We start from the raw sequence: 16,171 nt of genomic DNA, 5'->3' as shown, positions 1-16,171 counted from the left end.
TGACGCGCAATTGTCACGCGACTTGGGGGAGCGTTGAGCCATGCATGACCGAAAAATCATACACGACCACCTGATGGCTATCTGTCAGCTTGTTAAAGAGGAGGATCATTTTTTCATGTATCTTCTTCAGATGGCAATTCTCGAAAATGCGAGTCTCGCCGAGCGAAGGGACGAAAGCCAACTGCCGATAAACATCAGGCCTGTGCTGTCCGTAATCCATGGAGACCTGCTGACGTGATTTGAAGCCCGTCTTCTTGTCAGGCAGCCATCGCGTCGCTCGAAAGCAGGCTACGCTCGCAGCGGTTTGGCTGGCGAGTTTGATGAAATTCCAGCCTGTCGAACACAGCCACCGACAGTACCGCAGCTCGCCTTATCAGGACAGTTGCACCGGCGGGGCACGTGCCCGGACCGCATGCCGCCGACCAGCCTGTCATACCGGCCGCTTGAGGCGCCCGAAGAATGTGGGTGGCAGATCCGGCGCTGTTCAGGAGAGCTCCTTAGGTCACACCCTCAACTACTCCGCCGCGACAACATGAAGGGTCGCTGACTTTCCAACTTCCTCAAGGTCATGCAGCCGCACGTTCGGGCAAACCTTCCTGGCAATTTCGGTGAGATGCCTGTGATGGGTTAGGTAAATGACCTGCCCATGCATCCCCATTTCCGCAAACAGACGGAACGCCTCCTCGGCCCGGAAGTCGTCAAAGGTCTCCATGATGTCGTCGGCGATGAACGGGATCGGCGTCCGGTTGGCGACGAATTCATGGTAGCCGGCAACGCGGAGAGCCAGATACAACTGGAACCGGGCACCCTTCGACAACTCGTTTGCGGCCTTCGATCCTCCGGAAGCCGACACGGCGATCAGAACGTCGCCATCCTTCCCCGGCTGGGCGGCTACGCCTTGATAGGCGCCTCGGCTGATTGTGCGGAATGCGTCTGATGCACGGGCCATCATTCCGCTGCGATGACGGTCCCGATACCGCTTTAGAGCTTGCTCGGTAGCCGCGCCGCCCGCGCGGACCTCCATATACCGACGAGCGCTTTCCTCGATCTCAAGCAACGTCGTCCGTCGCTGTTCTTCCAGTGTGGCAACTTTGGCATCGCCGCCGATTTCATCGAGTGCGTCCTGGGCCTTCGATCGGCTGTGGAAGACTTCCCGGCATCGGGCGTCCTGGTCGTCGAGAACGGGTGCCAGCTTCGCGAGTTCTTCCTCCAGCTCTGACCGATCGATAGAGGCGGTCATCTCCTCGACCTCCGCTACAGACCCGCGACCGGTTATCTGAAGCAGTTCCTGTTCTGCTTCTGCGATCGCGTTTGCCAGGTCCCGGTGCCGTGCCGCGAGGTCAATGCCGCTCTCGACCTCTTCGAGGGTGGCTACAGCGAAGAACTCCAACATCTGAGTGACGCGCGCTACGAGAAGATCCTGGGCGACATTGAGTGCGTGTTCGTCGCGCCGCATATTGTCCAAATCGCGCTTCAGCTTTTCAAGGCGTTCGGCGTCCAGACCCGCCGACTTGATCTTCTCGAAGACCGCCTGGCATAGCGCGAGCGGTGTCCCGTCGGTTGCCAGGTCGAGCGACGCGCAAAGCTCGTGCACCCTCGTCTCGAACGAAACCTTGTCCTTCTCCATTTTCTGAATGCGGTCGACCAGCCCTTCCCGCGCCTCGACGGCAGAAGACAGCCGTTCGAGAACAGTCAGGATCTCTGCAACGGCGCCGACATTTGGAGCTTGTCCGATTTCGCGAAGCCAGCATCCGCCGCAGACGGTTTCCCAGTCGGTCGACCACGCGGTGGCAGCGTCCTTGACGGCCTCTAGGGCGTGTCTCCTTTCGGCGACCTCCGTTCGAAGCATCTCGACTTGGATGGCCGCATTCGCAGAGGCGTGGAACGCACTCAGAGCGTCTTCCGCGAATGACGTCAGCGCGGTGATGTCGGCGTCCGCATTGAACGCCACCTTCACGTCGGCCAGGGCCTGCACCAGCAGCCGCTTCGCGTGCTCGATGGAATCGCGGACCTCGGCGATCTCCCGCTCGATGGCCGCCAGCTCGTCCCTATCCTTGAGTGCCGCTTCGCGCCTCCGGAGCCACTCATCCACTTCCCAAGGGTCATCCGCGACGGCGGGATGAGAGTCCGACTGCCGGATACTCTGACGGATCTCCGATCGAAGCACATCCATGTCGGACGTGGTCTCTTCAAAGGCACGATAGGTCTCATGCTTTATCGATCCGCATCTCTCTGCTTACGACAAGCTCGGCGGCCAGGCTCATAAGTCTTGTCTTCCCCTTCGTGAGAAGCTCCTTGATCGTCCGATACTCCCGCATCAGAATCGCATCGACCTCAGCCCTGAGGTCGGGCGCTGCAATGAAGGATTCGTCCACGCGATTAGTGTCGCACTGGTAGCGCAGCGACTTGCCGAAGCCATAACTGCCGGCAAAGCGATAGGCGATCCTGGACGCCTGATCGAGGTCGCAGCCCGGATGTCCCCCAGCGCCGGTCGACCGAGTGCCGAAGACAACCTCTTCTGCGGCCATTCCACCAAGTTTGATGCGGATATTCGCGAGGAGCTGCTTTTCCGTAGGCAGCACGGATCGTTCATTCGGAAGTTTACCTGCCCGCCATCCCGAACGGTCGCCCCATCCGTCATGTGGGATTCAATACGGACGGTGACGGAGCCGACGAACCCGGAGGCCAGTGCGGCAAGTGCATGCCCAGCCTCGTGCACGGCGATTCTGTGCAAGACTTCCTCGGGCAACGGAGTCCTGGCAGGAAGAGCTGCCTGCACGTCGTCCACTTGGACGTCACCGTTCCGGCGTCGCGCTACCCGCTTCGCTCGACGAGCCAATCTCTCAAGATCCGCAGCGGTGGCAAGCCGAAGATCGTCCGTAAAACGCCGAAGCTCGGCGGTTTGCAGAGCGCGATCGAGGTGATATGAAAGAATATCTGCGCGCTCCATCTCGTCCGGAAGACTCAGGTAGACGTGCTCCTCCAGGCGGCCCGATCGCAGTACCGCCGGATCTATAAGATGCGGACGGTTAGTAGCGGCAACTAGCACTGCTCCGTCCTGCTCGAACAGATGGGTGGTCAGCTCTAGGAACCTATTGATTACGTTTCCCTCGTAGTAGCTGTGATCGTCCCTCATCCGGCTCCGGTCGCCGAGCGAATCCAGTTCGTCGATAAAAAGGACTGCGCGTCGTCGGGACATGGCGTCCTCGAATGAGGCCGACATCGCGGCGAGCGTGGCGCCTAGGTATCCGCCCTGCTTGCCCTGCCAGTCCGCAACGCTCGTGGAGATGAAGTCGAATCCCAGTTCATTGGCCAACGCGTGGGCGAAAAAGGCCTTTCCGGTTCCCGGTGCACCGACCAGAATGCCTTTGTCGACGTCGGACCATCTCAGTTTACCCTCCCGCCAGTTCTCGACGTCCGCCTTAAGATCAGCGACCCAGAACTTAGCTGGCCCGTAACCTGGAAGCTCGGATAGCCTCGGTCCCGCGCGCTTTTCAGGCAGAGGTTTGGTAAGCGTGGCGATGTCTAACCCAGCCAAGGAATTCTTTGCCGAGAGCCCGATGACTATTTCCGCTGGCTGGCTGGCGATTACCTCCGCCATCGCGAGATCGACACCGTCCACGCCAGCGGCCCGGCGTGCAGCCATGAGGTGACGCGCTTTCGGCGGTGGAACGTCTATAATCGCGTCTGCGGCCAGCTTCAATGACAGGGAGACGAGGTCCATCGAAGACGTCAGGAAAATTGCCTGATGCTTGGGCCGGAAGATTGAAACATTTTCTGGACCTTTGGTTTTCGGCTTCTTGGTGAGGACGAAAACGGGCCGGTTGATGTCATTATCATTGTAGTAGCTGCGGCCACCTAGGGCGTAATGCCTCGCGAAGAGCGCAGATCATCATGAACTTCGCAGGAGACTGGGCGACGTCAGCAATCACCTCCTTGTCAAGACGACGATGCATGTTAACCCTCGCCTGGTCGTGGCAACGAGCTGATTCCCACGAGGACTGCGATTTTTTTAGTCGTGCGCGACGCCGCATGCTGGTAGCTCATCTGCGTAGTGCCCTTCCCGATCTTCCTTGAAGACTCCTGTTGATCGTTTGCTTCATCTCACGTGCGATAGCTTTCCAGCGCATCCTTGTGGCCAAGGCGGTACCATCGGTTCTGTGTACGGACGTGTGAACCTGAGACGTCACCAAAATACGCATGAAGCTCGCGGGTCACGATCGCTCGCCCGTCTGGAAGGGTCGGATGTCCCTGTACCAAGCCTTGAAGGCATGGCGCGGTTTTAGCTGCCAGTCGAAAGCCATCAAGTATTGGGGGCGCCGCTCCAAGATCACCTTCTCGAAATTGATTAGAGTTCAGTCGGCGGAGGTCGATCAACAGAGCCTCGAGTGAGTTTAGATTAGTGAACAACTTGAATCCTATGATTCGCATCCCTTTGGAGATTGACGCCATTTGCGTCTATATGACATCTATAACTCATTAGGACGCCTTTTGCATCCCGTATGCAACATTTTTTGCCCGCGATTTGCAGCGGCTGTGAATCCATGCGAGTTGATGGTTCATGTTGATAGCTCCTGCGATCGCTCTCAAAGTAGCCAGAGAATTTCTTGGCCTGAGCCAGGATATGGTCGAAGCACATTCCGAGGTTTCGCGATCCACGATCCAGCGAGTAGAGAGCGGTCGCCCGGACCTTCTTCACTACGCGCTTCGCCTCCAACATTTCTACGAGACGAATGGCATTGCTTTCGTTCCTCCCGCAAACGGGTCGGGATGGGGCGTCTTCAACAACAATACTATCGAGGATCCTGCGCGCCTCCATAACCTCCCGCACGTCGACCCGAGAAAAAGGCGGGCGGGACCGAGGGTGGAAAAGTGACATCGTTTGGTGTCGCAAGGATCAAGCGTTCCTGATGTCGACTCGGAAGCACCTACCAGGGTGCCTGGAGACTGAGGCATCTCTGGCGAGCTACGCTAACTTTGATTGAACTCAGGTAACCTCGAAAAGAAACTCGGCTATCGAATCGGGTACCGGATCACCGGGAAGAGCGACGGGGCCGGAACGGAGTCGAGACGTGTCTGCCGAATCGACAACACTAGCCGGCAAGGATTCGCAGGTCATCCGGCGCTGGGGCCTTGCTGCCCGCATGTAGCATTCATGTCACGCGGAGTGGCCGCGCTCAGAAGTCACCCGTTGAAAACAAAGGGAAATCCGATGACGTAGTACGGGCTACTTAAACTGCCGGATTCCCCAGCGACGGGTGAGCTATGGCGTTGAACGCCTTAAACAAAACTTTTGGAGGCCTCGCCCGGAATTGAACCGGGGTACAAGGATTTGCAGTCCTCTGCGTCACCACTCCGCCACGAGGCCTCACCTGTGACCGATAGCTAAATATCGTGTGGTGGCGCGGATTTAGAATGATCCTAACGGAAGTGCAAGAGGCTTCATTCTGAATTGATCCTTTTTTCATTCTGAATAAGCCGTTTTCCAAACGTTCCAGAAAAAACGACCGATCACTCCTCGATCTCGTAGATCGCCGCGTTGGCCTGCTCCTCCCGCAGGCTCCTTATACGACGCGTGCTACAGCTTCCGTCATGCGTCCAGGCGCGATAATCGATCTCGGCGATGCGCCGCCGCCGCGCCTTGCGCGCCGATCAGCTCGCGGGGTTGCGCCGTCTATGCCACCAGACGGAGAAGCGGCGGCGCCATCTGCGCATGATCGGCAGTTCATTTGACAGAATGATGAAGCCGAGCGGCAGCATCCAGAAGCCGAGGATCGGAAGAAAACCGAGAATCCCGCATACAATCAGCAAGAAGCCAGTGAAGAGGCGGGCCAAGCGCGAGCGCGGGAGCGGGATGCGGAGCGAACCAAGAACGAGCCTTCCCGTTGTGTGATCAATGCCGAAGCGCTTTTCGCGTTGGTTTTTGCCGCTGTTTTTGCCGTCAGTCATTCACAGGAGATGGGGACAAACATCGCGAATACAAGCAGATGTCATTTTTTTGAAAAAACCCCTTGGCAAATCGAACAAGCATTTGTATTAGCCCACTCACACCGCGCCAAGCAGTGATCCCTGGTAGCTCAGCGGTAGAGCATTCGACTGTTAATCGACAGGTCGCCGGTTCGAATCCGGCCCGGGGAGCCAGTTTCAAAGGCCTGCATCGAAAGATGCGGGCCTTTTTTATTGCGTTGATCAACGATCTGGCCGGCGGCGGACGATCTTCAAAACATGTGGCGCGTAAGCGAGCGCCCTGGCGGCGGTAAGAGCATCTGCTCGCGGCAAGTCGCCTCCCGCGAACGAAGGTCCCATGGGCCCGGTTTTAAAGCCCAGCCCCCCGAGTAAGTGAGAAAAGCCGTTTTCTATATAATCCTCTAGATTCCGGTCGGATCAATCAAATGCTATCGGGATAATCCTTGGTCCCGCACCTTAGGGAGCATGACTCGCATTGAGGGGTCCATGGAAATTCGGAAGCCGTTTACGGTAAAAGAACTGCGCGACGCAGACCGCGGCCATCTCGTAAAGATCAGCAGCGGCTATGCCGATCATGATGACCTGGCATTCATCTATGAGACCGACCCAAAGTTTGCGCACGTCATCGTCCTCAAGACGACTTCAGTGAGTGGGCATGTACCCTACGCAGATAAGTTCCCAAACCACTGCCTCTGCGTGGACTACGGGGATAGCTGGGTTATCGAGCCGATCGAGGACACCAGGAGTTCGACTGTGTACTCTCCCAACGAGTTCGGCGCCTTGGTGTTTGCCCCTGAGCGGATAATTTTGACTTTGGGGATGCTCAAACAAGGTGTGCAATTTAAGCCTCGTTTGTTTGATCTATCGGCTTTTGCACTCACTCGGGAAAGACCTAATGAGGCATATATCGTGAAGGCCTGGAAGCTGTGGGTGAACGACGAAAGTAGACGCGAGAGCGAAGCCACGCCACTTCTATTCTTTCAGGCGACGACTTTACCACATTGCTCTCGCTAGATTGTTTTCTAGGGATTCGCGTGTACTCAAAAAAGAATTCGCATATGCTAAAATAACCTTCGACAGTTCGGGGGGAGTTGCGCATGGCGAGCCTGGATTGCGGCCGGGAAGCAGGAGTTGCTCCCGCCGGGTCGAACAACATGATAAAGCGGCTAGCTCGATCAGCGGGAGATTGGCTGCTGGGCGTGGAGCCTGAGCGTCTCATCGGCATCGGGCGGCTGGTTACCGCGACTTTTGCAATCCTCGCCATCTATCTTGATCCTACCCGGCCTGTCTCACTCCATGAATCAAGAGTTATATTAAGCCTTTATATTCTTTTCTCGGTGCTGCTGGTCATCTTTCCGATCCGCAAGGCATTGGACAGCATCAGCCTTGTCCATATTTTCATTCACGTTATTGACGTTGTGATCCTCGTCTGGCTGACGCTCCTGACGGATGAACTCACCAGTCCCTTCTTCGCAGTTCTACCGTTCGTTCTCCTCGCGATGACGATGCGCTGGGGCCTGAAGGGAGCGGCATTCGGTGCGTCCATTCTGCTGGTCGTCCAATTGATCGTCGGCCTGCCCGATTTAAGGGATGGCGAATCCGAGCTTAACCTGTTCATCATGCGGTCGACCTACTTCGTCTTCTCCGCGGTCATCCTCGGCTATTTCGGTGCCTACCGGGAACGCAGCCGTCAGCGATTGGCTAAGCTCGCTGAATGGCCGTTTGATGCCATCGCCAATGACCGTCTCTCTTGGCTCGGGCTCTTGTTCCGGCACGCGTCTCGCGTCCTTGACGGCTCCCGCTTGTTCGTCGTCTGGCGCGACCAGGAAGATGACGCAGGCTGCGTCGCTTACTGGGCAGCCGATTGTTTGAAGCTTGTCGACGTTCAAAACGCCGATTTCTGGCGCCGCCACGATCTCCAGCGGCCGCGCAATGAAGACGATGCGGCAGTGTCGCCAAGGGCCGAGGAGGAATTGACCGATTTGATCGCCGACCTGCCTGAATTCGCAGGAGTGGCAGGCGAGCCTATTCGGCGGATTTCTGCTGCTTCCTTTTCCAGCGTTCGCTACCGCGGACGTGTTTTCGTCATCAATTCTCCCGGCCGACCTGACGAAGGGAGCGCGCTGACGCAGATCATTGCCACACGCTTGGGGTCTGAATTGGAGCGTCTCGCGCTGATACAACAAACAACTGAAGCCGCCCGCTCGGAGGAGCGTGTGCGCCTAGCTTGCGACCTGCATGACAGCGTGCTGCAGGATCTCACTGCCGCGCGGCTAAAGCTTAAGCTTGCTGGTGAGGCCGCAGGAAACGACTGGAAACGCCAACTCGATGACGTGAGCTCGCTGATCCTCGAACAGCAGCGGCGCGTCCGCCAATTCGTCGAGAACAATCGCGCCGTCGGCAGCCCGGCCACTATCTCCCTTGAGCACACGCTGACAGGCTTCGCCGGACTGCTGTCACAGCAATGGAATTGTCAAATCGAGGTTTCGATCAGGCCGCTCGAGTTGGCTGTACCCACATGGATGGTTCACGAAATTAAACAGCTTATGTCAGAGGCGGCCGCAAACGCGGTATGCCACGGGCACGCGACACAGCTCCGCATGTCGATCAGTCAGACCGACTTCGGCCTACAGGTCGAATTCATTGACGACGGATTGGGAATGCCCAGCGGTACGACGTATCCAAGACCTTCATCGCTCTCGGCGCGCGTCGGCAAGCTTGGAGGGGATCTGACGGTTTACCGCACCACGCCCGGCATCAGAATTCAGATTGATTTACCGAGAATTACGGAGGCCCTTTGATCTACTCCGTGGTTCTTGCCGACGACCATCCCTTGCTCCTTGGTGGGCTCCAGCAAATTCTGCTGAGTGCCCCAGATTTCAAGGTGGTGGGCACGGCCGCCAACGGAGCGGACGCACTCGCGCTCATTCGCGACCTCAAGCCCAATATCGCGCTGCTTGACGTGTCGATGCCACGGACAAGCGGCCTCGAGGTGTTGCGGGCATTGAAGGAAGAACGGCTTCGATTGAAGGTAGTCTTTCTCACGGCAACGATGAGTGGCGCCCAGATCGCCGATGCGATCTCGATAGGGGCGTGGGGGATTTTGCTGAAGGAGTATGCGCCGGAAGCGCTGCTCGACTGCCTGCGTCATGTCGCAAGTGGCAAGAAATGGCTGCCTGCAGAACTTATAGCCAAGGCCACCGAGACACCCGATGTTGCGGACTTGAGAAAGTTCGAGCTCCTAACCGCTCGTGAGCGGGAGATAGCCGCTCTGATATGCGGTGGACTGTCGAACCGAACGATTGCTCAAAAGCTAGGAGCCTCCGAGGGAACGATCGGAATCCATCTCCACAACGTCTACCGCAAGGTGGAAATCAGCAACCGGACGACGCTCGCGGCGTTACACGTCCAATACATGGCCTCGCGCGGTGGGTGACGGCAGCCACGCTTCGCGGAGCCACTTGGCGCCATGCTTCGGGTGAGCCTCGGCCCGCCGCCGGGCTGGCGCTTATTTTCCTTGCCATGCGCGATGGAGGCCAACACTCAGATATTTTTCCTAGAGAACCAGACTAAAGTCCGCTTCGGCTCGGGCTTCAGTCCGATTTCCACCGACTCAATAATAATCCATGCTCTGATCGATCTGAGGCGCAGACGTTCTGCATCCTGCGGCAAAGGTTAAGGGCTTTCCTTACCCGCCCTCTGGAAAGCCCTTTTTTTGCACATGGACGCTGGCCAGGCGTTCTCCGCCTCCAGTCGGAAAACGGGAACCTCGCGCCCCGTAGTCAGTTTCTCTTTGATCCAATCAAGGGAGAAGCGACATGCCCAACGATCTCGACGCCGGCTTCACTGGCACGCCGACTGAACCAGCGACCGGCGCCCGGAAGGTAGCGCAGACTGCCGCCGGCGCGCTCAGGCGTGAAACAAGCGCTGTGGCGGCAGGAGCAGCAGATCATCCTCATACTGCCACGAGCCTCGTACTCGGGATTGGAGCCATGGCCTTTGCGCTCGGCTACTTGATGGGGAGGTCATCGGCCGAAAGAAACTACCGCTACTGGTGGTAAGCCGCCATCCACGATGGCGTCCATTGTTAGATCTGTCACCGGTGTTCGTCATTTGCGTTTCAGTGATTGCTGCAACCAACCTCGGTGCGGCGCGTTCCTTCACGTAGGAAATCTGAGGAACCCATCAATGAAAACAATCCTTTCCGTTTCAGCCGTCGCCTTGGCATTGTCCACCGGCGCAAGCTTCGCCCAGCAGCCCAGCGATGCGGCGCCTCCGCCGCCAGGCAACACAACGGCGGTGCCCGAATCCAATCCGCCGGCGGCGCAAGCAAGTCCCTCAGATGAGGGCCGCCCGCGCGCTGATTGGCGCAGGGGACGGGGTGATCGCCGGCTGCCGCCGCCATCAAAGGCCGCGCATTTCTACATCCAGGATGGCGACGTCAAGATCGACATCAAGTGCGCCGATGACGAACCGACAAAGGTTTGCGCCGACCTCCTGTTGCAAATGCTGGACAGATTGGAAGGGTCGTCATTATCCCGAGATGATCGCGACCGCGACCGCGATCGTGGTCGTGATGGCGATGGTTACCGGTAGGGTGTCAGGTATGCCCACGGCGTCAGTAAATATCCTCGGAATGATGCGTCTGAACTTAAATCCGGAAAGGCACCGACTGGTGAGGTCGAGGCTGCGTCATTTAAGCTCAAATCTCAGGCCCACTCCTTGCTTCGGCTGATGGCGCCACCGGTTGCTCGTTCGCGAAGTGCAAGACGATAGATAGATCGGCTTTACCAACTGAGCCATTTGGACGTCATTTGATCTTCACCAACATTGCAGAGCGGCAGCTGGGCTCGCGCTGATACTAGGTCCTTTTCAGCTCTTCATAGGGTACTCTATCACCTAGAGCTGTTCCTACCACACGAGCAGACCCTCGCGCGCTGCGGCCTATGCCTGGCGAAGGGAAATGTCCGAGCCCAAGCTAAGGGGACCACAACGCCTACAATGAAAAGTCGAGGCTTCACCAGGTCGGTTCATATGATGTAAAAAATAGCGGGAGGGAAATATTATGCGGCATCAGTATATTTCGCTCGGCGCAGCATGCAACGCCGCGATGATGATCAAAAAGCTGGGCCTGAAAAAGGCATCCTACCCGTTTGATTGGCTCTTTAATCTTGATAGCGGTCTCGCATCCGTTACCGAGATGATCCAGGATGACTTTCAGAAGGTCTGCGCACCTGGCTGCTATATGCCCGGAAACCATTCGAAGATTACAACTGAAGTTGTCGCCTACCGCGATTATCCGACCGTGCTGCATATCCACACCAATCCGATGTCGACGACCAGCAAACATGATGAGCTGGTCCGGCGATTTGACCGCTTTCGCTGTGCCCTGAGATCGAGAGATAAGCTGCACTTCGTGTACTACCGCAATCTCGCCGCCTCCCGGCTGATCGATCCGTCCGCCACGGCGCAGCAGGTGCTAAGGCAGCTAATCGACGAGGCAGGCGGGTTCCTCGAGACCATATCCGCGCGGCGCGGAGGCGATACGTCTCTGCTTCTTGTTCTGGAAACCAACATTGAGGACATCGCGCCGGCTTCGATCGCACTGGCGTCAGCGACAGTGCCGGATAGCCGCATCAAAATCGGGCACGCTATCTCACGCTACGATGACAATCCTGAGCTCAACGATGTCTGGAAACGTCAATGGACCGATCTGCTGCTGAACCGGACGGAAATGCCCCTACACCTTACGGCCCGCGCTCTAGCCAAGATCTATCTCAGGCGGCTGAAGAGCTTCCTCAAGGGCGACCGCCTGCCTTCCATTTCTTTGCCCTCGCCGCTCACCCATTGAGCGAGCGTTCGGCGAATTCGGAGATTCTCCGAACGACTAGAGGCGAAAAGCGTTGCTGCATGGATCGTTCAACGGTCTGAATAGGCAACCGGAACCCGCATCATCGAAAAACGAGCGCATCGGGGATGCCGGCATATGAGGGACCTTTTCACGCAAGGCTCGGCAGTCATCTCCGATTGCAGCCTCTACCGCTGGCGGCTCGACCGGATCCTCGGCAGCACCGGCATTGTCTTTGCCTACTTCGGCGTGAACGGATCAACGGCCGACGGCGAAGAAGACGATCAGACGGTCACGAAGTGGAACGGCTTCACGGTGCGCAATGGCGGCTCGCGATACATCGTCGGCAACGCCTTCGGCCTGCGTGCCCGCGACGTCAAGAAACTGGCCGCAGCGGCGGACCCGATCGGCCCTCTCAACGATGTCTATCTTGCTGATATCATCGCCGAGGCAGACGTTCTGGTGCCGTGCTGGGGCAGCCGCTTCAAGCTCCCGCGAAGGCTGCGCCCTCGCCTGGACGACATGAAAGCGATGATCTTTGCCGCCAGAAAGCCGGTCAAGGCCTTCGGCTTCACTGACGCGGGCGACCCTCTCCACCCATTGATGCTCGCATATGCGATGCCTCTCATCGACTGGAGCGCCGAATAACCAATTCGGAAAGCATCACGAGGCAGGCGATCATTAGAGCGCGGCTGTTTTTGCTTTCCTCGACGCATGCGTTCGGTCTATCTAATATTCAGAGGGCCACGTTCATGGAACTTTTCCTGACGCTCGTCATGGCATTCAGCCTGATTCACGGCGGTGCGGCACCGGATTTGCAGAAGCGCGTGTCTGATCCGAGCGGAAGCCGGTCGCCAGTGAGGCCCTCGGCAAACGCCGCGGCTCCCCGCTTACCCACTCTCGGGCAAATTCTTTCAGTGTACTCGACCAGCTTGAGCGGCAATCCCACGCGGGACAGCAAAAATACGCTTCGCGTCCTTAGTCAGACGGGGAGGAATTTTGCGGCCGTGTTAGTTGGACCGATGCTCGCCCAATGGATCATCGAGTCTCGCGATGCTTCTCGCAGTTCTCGGACGTCTGGTATTCCTCGCCGGGTTCGCGTGGCGCTCGGATCGGCGTATCCCTCGTATGTCTACGATCGAGTCCGATACAAGATCGGGGAGCGAGGAGAATGGAATATCGCCAAATTGGCGCTCGGCAACGGCGCGCATGCCGTCACCTTGTCCGACACCGTCATCTTCGCCGATCGGGAAGGCGCCCGGAGTCTGGCGTTATGGGCGCATGAACTAAAGCATGTCCAGCAGTACAAGGAATGGGACGTTCAGGGATTCGCCGAGCGATACATCTACAATTATGTCAGCGTGGAGGCCGAAGCATACGCCGCCGGAGACAGGTTCGCCAAAGCCGACTGACGCGTCCGCACGGCGAAGCGCCGATCCTTCTATGGCGTCTCACACAACATATTGCAGGTGCGCCTCGCTGGCGGCGATCAGGAATTTCTTGCGAACGTCCTCGGGCGTCGCCGCGTCATTGAACGCGTCAAGGCAAGTGACTTCGGCCCGATAGAGCGCCGGCGCTTCCTTCAAGGGCCATTCGGTCACCATGAGCCGATAGGCATCGGCGACCGTTGCCACCACGCGAAAGCGGTCTCCTACTTTGATGTTCACTGGCTGGAAGGCTCGATCATCGACTTGCATGACGAAAGACTCCGACGAATCACGCGACTCAACGAATCAGCGGCTGAGTCGTTCCGGCTGCCACGGAACCATCTCGCCGGTGCAAGGAACAAATCATGGGCGCCCGCTGTTGTATCCGCGAGATCAAGGGGGTTTAGCCATGACCGCCAACGGAGAGCGCCTAGCATTCATATTTTACATCGCCGCCATCATCACGGCGGGGTGCGTCATCGTGATCGGAGCGTTGCTGGCTCCAAAGCCTGACTATGCCGACAGGCGACCGGCACAGGAGATCGATCAGAGCCAATGACCATAGAACCGCGAAGCCGGGCGAACTACGTCCTGGTAGCGGTTTTCGGCGGCATTTCGGTGCGTGAGGCGACGCCCCTCCCGACAGCAGGCATCCCCGCCTCAAGGCAAGCCGCGATAAAGGCTTCGCGCGCCACTTCCGCGGGAACTGCCCGGCTGATCGCTCCACGGCATTTGTCGATTGCTCGATCATATCGCTCGCCATGACGCAAAGGCCATTCGTTTTCGAGAAAATCCAGGGCGTCGAAGGCGGTATGAAATGTGCGTTCAAGTCCGCATTGCAGGTGGATTGCGACTGGAACTCGCCAAGGGACGTCATTGATAAACATGATCACTCCTCCTTTCGCGATATACCAATGCACATCCAAAAAATATCGGGTGCGTCGAATTGGGTTCAAGAGGTAGAGGCCGCCCTCTTTTCGAGTGATCTCCTTAGTTGCAGCCACTCTTTTTAGGTAGGCTTTCAACTCTCCTCTTTCGCGTGCGATATGGAACCGGTGCAGCCAGGTTGCGTTTGTCGTATCGTAATGCGGCCATCAAATGCCGACCACCGACCACCAATTTGCGCAGGTACATATGAGGGGGATACAGGTCAAAATGGCGCGTGCCGCTCTGGGCTGGGGCGTGCAGGATCTTGCCGCCAGATCAGGCATCGCCGCCACGACATTGGATCGTGTCGAGAACGGCATCGATGTGGAGCAATCGGCTATGGATGCGATCCAGGCTGCGCTGGAGGCTGCCGGCATCGCCTTCCTGGATGGCGATTACTCCGGCTCGGGCGGTCCGGGTGTGCGGCTGGCACGGCCGCTAGGCTCGTCCGTCGACACCGACGAAGCTGAAACCATCCAGTACCGCGAGGTCTTCGAGAACGATGCGCCGCCTGGCGCGGGTGGCTGACGGAAGACCATAGTCATCAGAATTTCAACCGCATTTCCTTGGCCGGTTCGAAGCCGACGGAACGATAGACGGGCTCGCCGGGATCCGAGGCGTGAATGACCACGGTCGTGCAGCCGATCGACTTCAGATAGTCAACCGCAGCGGTCGTCAGCGCGCGAGCGACACCCTTGCGGCGAAAGATATGGTCGACGTAAACCGACCATATATAGCCATTCAACCGGTGCTGAGGGGCTATCACCTCGGGAAACGGCGACTGATGGAGCTGGCAGGAAGAGGAGCCGGCAATCGCACCATCGGCGACGGCCAGAAAGGATCTCAGCCGGCGCTGCGCACGCCCCTCCTCCATGAAGGTTTCGATCCGAGACATGGCATCGCGCCGATAGTGATCTTCGGGCGTACCATAGCTGTCCCATATCCTCAGATAGTGGCCCGCAACGATAGCGTCTTCATCGGGTGTGGCGATGCGAATTTCCATAGCCTACCTCGCAAGCGCTCGCTCTTCTTCGCCTTGCCGCGATCTCCGCTGGGTTGGTGCTGATGTCATTGCAGGTGCGGCTTCCGGAGAAAGCTGTTGCGATCGGCCGACTTGACGCGCAGCCATGCTTCGCGGCCGTTGCGCAAGACCCGCATCGGGATCTCGGCGCCGGCAGGGCCGCTCTTCCACACCTTGCGGTAAAAATCGGCGAGCCCCTCAACTTCCCCATCCCGCACCTCCGAGATGATGTCGCCCTGGCGCAAACCGGCTTCAGCGGCCGGACCTCCCTCGGCAACACTCATGACGACGACATCGCCGTTGCTTTCAGCCGAGAAAGCCCCAAGCCAGGGCCGGGGCGGTTTGTTGACGCGGCCCCGGTTCAGCAGATCGTCGAGGATAGGCGGCAACAGATCAATCGGCACCGCCATGTTGATATCCGCGACCTCTCCGCCATGGCTCATTTGCAGGCGAAGCGAGCCAATGCCCAGGAGTTTGCCGTCTGCATCGACGAGGGCAGCACCTCCCCATGAGGGATGAGCCGGCGTCGTGAAAATGGCCTCGTCGAGCAAGTACTCCCAATAGCCGGCGAATTCCTGCTTGGCGACGATGTTCGCCTGCACGAACTGGCCAATACCATCGGCAAGGACCACCGGATCGCCGATGTTAGCTTTGGAAGCGTTACCGAAATCCAGCGCCGGGAGGTCGAGCGGCGCAAGGGCCTGCACCAGGCCGAAGCCGCTTTCCTGATCATAGGCGAGCGCATGAGCAGGAACGATATGCCCGTCGTTGCGGGTCAGCCAAACCTCTTCAGACTCGGTAATCAGATACCCAATCGTCAGCACCAGCCCGTTTTCCCGGATGACCACACCGCTACCCTCCCTTCGGGTGCCGAGTGTCGTTGCCGTGAAGGCATCTTCCGGAATTACGGAGCGCACGGCCACGATCGACCGTATGACGGTGTTGATATTACTCATGTTTAGACCTCTATGAGGCGGGCAT

Annotated in this window: 20 protein-coding genes, 2 tRNA genes and 1 pseudogene; 13 read left to right on the top strand and 10 right to left on the bottom strand. The window is 58.0% G+C overall.

Annotation, left to right across the window (positions count from 1 at the left end; translation table 11 throughout):
• Positions 1-13 precede the first annotated feature (13 nt).
• The 4 genes and pseudogenes from HGP14_RS08820 to HGP14_RS35440 form a co-directional block, all read right to left on the bottom strand.
• Positions 14-220 carry a hypothetical protein gene (locus tag HGP14_RS08820; protein WP_168829434.1) on the bottom strand — a complete coding sequence of 69 codons (207 nt, stop codon included), beginning with the start codon at positions 218-220 and terminating at the stop codon, positions 14-16.
• A 294-nt stretch (positions 221-514) separates the two neighbouring features.
• A complete protein-coding gene (locus tag HGP14_RS08815) occupies positions 515-2,173 on the bottom strand; it encodes an ATP-binding protein (RefSeq protein ID WP_246704385.1) in 1,659 nt (552 codons plus the stop codon).
• Positions 2,174-2,207: 34 nt separating this feature from the next.
• The gene (locus HGP14_RS35445) at positions 2,208-2,582 is read right to left on the bottom strand and encodes a hypothetical protein (RefSeq protein WP_312862113.1); all 375 of its coding nucleotides are present in this window, start codon (positions 2,580-2,582) and stop codon (positions 2,208-2,210) included.
• Between the two features lie 440 nt (positions 2,583-3,022).
• Positions 3,023-3,601 (bottom strand): annotated as a pseudogene (locus tag HGP14_RS35440) (ATP-binding protein); the annotation flags it as partial.
• Positions 3,602-4,561: 960 nt separating this feature from the next.
• On the opposite strand from HGP14_RS35440, the gene HGP14_RS08805 reads away from it, so the two are divergent.
• Entirely contained in the window at positions 4,562-4,876 is a 315-nt protein-coding gene (locus tag HGP14_RS08805) for a helix-turn-helix domain-containing protein (protein ID WP_168829433.1), read from the top strand.
• A gap of 418 nt (positions 4,877-5,294) precedes the next feature.
• On the opposite strand, the gene HGP14_RS08800 is transcribed toward HGP14_RS08805, so the two are convergent.
• Together HGP14_RS08800 and HGP14_RS35435 are read right to left on the bottom strand one after the other, a co-directional pair.
• A tRNA-Cys gene (locus HGP14_RS08800) sits at positions 5,295-5,368 on the bottom strand.
• A 284-nt stretch (positions 5,369-5,652) separates the two neighbouring features.
• On the bottom strand, positions 5,653-5,949 hold the full coding sequence (locus HGP14_RS35435) for a hypothetical protein (RefSeq protein ID WP_168829432.1): 297 nt from the start codon (positions 5,947-5,949) through the stop codon (positions 5,653-5,655).
• Between HGP14_RS35435 and HGP14_RS08790 the strand changes: the two genes are divergently transcribed.
• From HGP14_RS08790 to HGP14_RS08745, 10 genes are all read left to right on the top strand, one after another.
• A complete protein-coding gene (locus HGP14_RS08790) occupies positions 5,890-6,066 on the top strand; it encodes a hypothetical protein (protein WP_168828766.1) in 177 nt (58 codons plus the stop codon). The genes HGP14_RS35435 and HGP14_RS08790 overlap by 60 nt on opposite strands.
• A tRNA-Asn gene (locus HGP14_RS08785) sits at positions 6,067-6,141 on the top strand. It begins immediately after the preceding gene.
• Between the two features lie 312 nt (positions 6,142-6,453).
• Complete coding sequence (locus HGP14_RS08780; protein ID WP_168829431.1) at positions 6,454-6,981, top strand: hypothetical protein; 528 nt, start codon at positions 6,454-6,456, stop codon at positions 6,979-6,981.
• A 491-nt stretch (positions 6,982-7,472) separates the two neighbouring features.
• Positions 7,473-8,768 (top strand): sensor histidine kinase, encoded by a 1,296-nt coding sequence (locus HGP14_RS08775; protein ID WP_246704383.1) that lies wholly within the window; start codon positions 7,473-7,475, stop codon positions 8,766-8,768.
• Positions 8,765-9,403: a response regulator gene (locus HGP14_RS08770; RefSeq protein WP_205927068.1), complete on the top strand. Its 639-nt coding sequence runs from the start codon at positions 8,765-8,767 to the stop codon at positions 9,401-9,403. Before HGP14_RS08775 ends, HGP14_RS08770 begins: the two co-directional genes overlap by 4 nt.
• 382 nt (positions 9,404-9,785) lie before the next feature.
• Positions 9,786-10,028 carry a hypothetical protein gene (locus tag HGP14_RS08765; RefSeq protein WP_168829430.1) on the top strand — a complete coding sequence of 81 codons (243 nt, stop codon included), beginning with the start codon at positions 9,786-9,788 and terminating at the stop codon, positions 10,026-10,028.
• Positions 10,029-10,155: 127 nt separating this feature from the next.
• Entirely contained in the window at positions 10,156-10,563 is a 408-nt protein-coding gene (locus tag HGP14_RS08760) for a hypothetical protein (protein ID WP_312862112.1), read from the top strand.
• 469 nt (positions 10,564-11,032) lie between these two features.
• A complete protein-coding gene (locus tag HGP14_RS08755) occupies positions 11,033-11,818 on the top strand; it encodes a DUF1796 family putative cysteine peptidase (RefSeq protein WP_168829429.1) in 786 nt (261 codons plus the stop codon).
• A 135-nt stretch (positions 11,819-11,953) separates the two neighbouring features.
• On the top strand, positions 11,954-12,463 hold the full coding sequence (locus HGP14_RS08750; protein ID WP_168829428.1) for a DUF1643 domain-containing protein: 510 nt from the start codon (positions 11,954-11,956) through the stop codon (positions 12,461-12,463).
• Between the two features lie 539 nt (positions 12,464-13,002).
• Positions 13,003-13,227, top strand: a complete 225-nt coding sequence (locus HGP14_RS08745; protein ID WP_168829427.1) for a DUF4157 domain-containing protein — start codon at positions 13,003-13,005, stop codon at positions 13,225-13,227.
• A 39-nt stretch (positions 13,228-13,266) separates the two neighbouring features.
• Here HGP14_RS08745 and HGP14_RS08740 read toward each other — a convergent pair whose 3' ends face one another.
• Positions 13,267-13,512, bottom strand: a complete 246-nt coding sequence (locus tag HGP14_RS08740) for a DUF982 domain-containing protein (RefSeq protein ID WP_168829426.1) — start codon at positions 13,510-13,512, stop codon at positions 13,267-13,269.
• Positions 13,513-13,651: 139 nt separating this feature from the next.
• Here HGP14_RS08740 and HGP14_RS08735 point away from each other — a divergent pair, with 139 nt between their 5' ends.
• Entirely contained in the window at positions 13,652-13,801 is a 150-nt protein-coding gene (locus HGP14_RS08735) for a hypothetical protein (RefSeq protein WP_168829425.1), read from the top strand.
• Positions 13,802-13,826: 25 nt separating this feature from the next.
• Here HGP14_RS08735 and HGP14_RS08730 read toward each other — a convergent pair whose 3' ends face one another.
• Complete coding sequence (locus tag HGP14_RS08730) at positions 13,827-14,129, bottom strand: DUF982 domain-containing protein (RefSeq protein ID WP_168829629.1); 303 nt, start codon at positions 14,127-14,129, stop codon at positions 13,827-13,829.
• A 268-nt stretch (positions 14,130-14,397) separates the two neighbouring features.
• On the opposite strand from HGP14_RS08730, the gene HGP14_RS08725 reads away from it, so the two are divergent.
• A complete protein-coding gene (locus tag HGP14_RS08725) occupies positions 14,398-14,697 on the top strand; it encodes a helix-turn-helix domain-containing protein (protein WP_246704382.1) in 300 nt (99 codons plus the stop codon).
• Positions 14,698-14,713: 16 nt separating this feature from the next.
• Here HGP14_RS08725 and HGP14_RS08720 read toward each other — a convergent pair whose 3' ends face one another.
• Positions 14,714-15,172, bottom strand: coding sequence for a GNAT family N-acetyltransferase (locus HGP14_RS08720; RefSeq protein ID WP_168829423.1), 459 nt, complete (start codon positions 15,170-15,172; stop codon positions 14,714-14,716).
• A gap of 65 nt (positions 15,173-15,237) precedes the next feature.
• On the bottom strand, positions 15,238-16,146 hold the full coding sequence (locus HGP14_RS08715; RefSeq protein ID WP_168829422.1) for a S1C family serine protease: 909 nt from the start codon (positions 16,144-16,146) through the stop codon (positions 15,238-15,240).
• Between the last annotated feature and the right edge of the window lie 25 nt (positions 16,147-16,171).

The sequence above is a fragment of the Rhizobium sp. P32RR-XVIII genome (genome assembly GCF_012641395.1).
Taxonomy (GTDB): domain Bacteria; phylum Pseudomonadota; class Alphaproteobacteria; order Rhizobiales; family Rhizobiaceae; genus Rhizobium.
Note: the sequence above shows the minus strand (reverse complement) of the source record. Positions and strands in the feature narration are given on the sequence as shown.